Raw genomic sequence first — 2,093 nt, forward strand, 5'->3', positions numbered from 1 at the left:
GCCAGCCGCGCGGCGCGCACCCGCGCCTCGGCCGCGAGTTCGGGTGCCGAGACGGTGAAAAGCGGCGTGCCCGGGGCCACCGCCGCACCCTGCTCCGCATGCTGCGCCGCGATCCGCCCGGCCTGCGGCGCGCGCAGCAGCGCCTCTTCGGGCAGCCAGACGACGCCCTGCACCACCGCGAAATGCGGCAGCGGCACCAGGAACAGCAGCACGGCCAGCGCCCCCGCCGCCCCCGCCGCCCCGAGCACGGCGCGCTGCCCGACACGCTGGATGCGTGGATCGGTCAGCCCCTTGTGCGCGGTCTTGAGCGTCGGCCAGACCAGCATCAGCGACACCGACCAGAGCGCCAGCAGGACGCCCGCCAGCCGGTAAGTCGTAGCGACGAAAAGCGCGATGGTGACCGAGATGAAGATCCGGTAGGCAAAGGCCGCCGGCGGGTAGAGCGCGAACCAGAGCCTTTCCCACGCCACGGTCTGCATGCGCGTGCGTCGGCGCTCACCGGTGCCCAGGATGTGGACGCGCACCATCTCGCCCCACCAGTCGTTGCCGCGCTTGGCCATGTTGGGGATCTCGATCGCATCGCAGAGCGCATGGTATCCGTCGAATTTCAGCAGCGGGTTGCCGTTGACCGCCAGCGTCGACAGGCCCGAGATCACCATGGTGTTGAAGAGGATGGTACGCACCGTACCCGGCTCGGCCCCGATCCAGAGGAAGAACGCCAGCGACGCGATGACCAACTCGACGATCACCCCGGCGGCGGCGACGGCGGCGCGGTCCCACTTGTTGGGAAAGGCCAGCGACGCCGAGGCTTCGACGTAAGGAATGGGGTAGAAGGCGATGAACATCAGCCCCATCTCGTGCACCTCGCCGCCGCGGCTGCGGACGGCGATGCCGTGGCCCAGTTCGTGGATCGCCTTCACCACCGGGTAGATCAGCGCGATCAGCGCCAGGTTCTCGAGGTCGAGAAAACCTTCGAGTCCGCGCGCCGTCAGCGCCGGCCAGTGCAGCGGCAGCAGCGCCAGCGCGGTGGCGACGATGGCCAGCGCCGTCAGCCACCAAAGAGCCCGCGGCACCACGCCCATGATCCGCGCCAGCGCGATCAGCACGCGGTCGGGATCGACCAGCGGCACGGTGACCGAGAGCGGGTTCAGCAGCAGTTTCTTCCACTTCTGCAGACGGTCCTTGTCGCGCCGCTCCAGCAGGTCGTCGAGAACCGGCGTGTCGGCATTGTCCAGCAGGTCGGACTGGTGCAGCTGCGACAGCAGGCGCACGATCTCGTCCTGGGTCGGCGCATCCTCGGCCAGACGGTCGGTGAGGTCGGTCCAGATCTCCTCGATGCTGCGCCGCCCGTCGAGCCGCCCGGCCACCTCCTGCGCCGCCGGGGTGAGGCGGTGCACCTTGGTGCCGGTGCGGTCGGCCAGCACATACCAGGGCTGGCCAAGGTAGACATGCCGGATCACCCGCACATCGCGGCGCAGGCGCGGGCGCGCGGCGCTGATGCGATACCATTCGGCGGATCGGTGCGTGTCGCTCATGCTCAGGGCACCCAGCGCCAGAGCAGCAGTTTCAGCCGCACGAGGGTGCCACGCAGCCAGGATCGCGCCAGCGAGGTTTCGCCCGCGGTGATCTTGGCCACGCCTTGCAGGCCCGGGCGCAACCCGGCGGGCGGATCGGTGACCCGCGCCTCGACCCGAAAGCGGTTCTCGCCCTCGCCGGGGTCCGAGACGCTGGCGATGGTCCGCACCTCAAAGGGCACCGGATCGTCCGGCAGGCCCGCCAGCACCGCCTTCCCGGTCTGGCCCGGCTGCACCAGCCCGAGGTCGTATTCGCTGACGTCGATGCGCAGCCGCCAGCCGTCCTGCCGGGCCACCTCGAACAGGGTCTCGCCACGGCTGACCGGCGCGCCGATGCGCTGGCTCAGGTCGCCCGAGACGATCAGCCCGTCCATCGGCGCGGTGATGGTGAGCCGCGCCAGCCGCGCCGCGGTCAGGTCGGCAGAGGCGCGGGCCTCGTCCAGGTCGGCATCGGCCACGGCGGCGGCGGCGCGGTCGCCCTCGGCCAGAGCCACGCGGAGGGCCTGGCGCGCCTCGGCG

2 protein-coding genes are annotated in these 2,093 nt (G+C 71.1%); both read right to left on the bottom strand.

Annotation, left to right across the window (positions count from 1 at the left end; genetic code table 11):
- The coding region (locus DU478_RS22405) for a PqqD family peptide modification chaperone (protein ID WP_114513063.1) at positions 1-1,535 on the bottom strand (1,535 nt) is incomplete at its 3' end.
- 2 nt (positions 1,536-1,537) lie between these two features.
- Positions 1,538-2,093: efflux RND transporter periplasmic adaptor subunit (locus DU478_RS22410; protein WP_233501559.1), on the bottom strand; the 556-nt coding region annotated here is incomplete at its 5' end.

It is taken from the genome of Thalassococcus profundi, assembly GCF_003344785.1.
Classification (GTDB): Bacteria; Pseudomonadota; Alphaproteobacteria; order Rhodobacterales; family Rhodobacteraceae; genus Puniceibacterium; species Puniceibacterium profundi.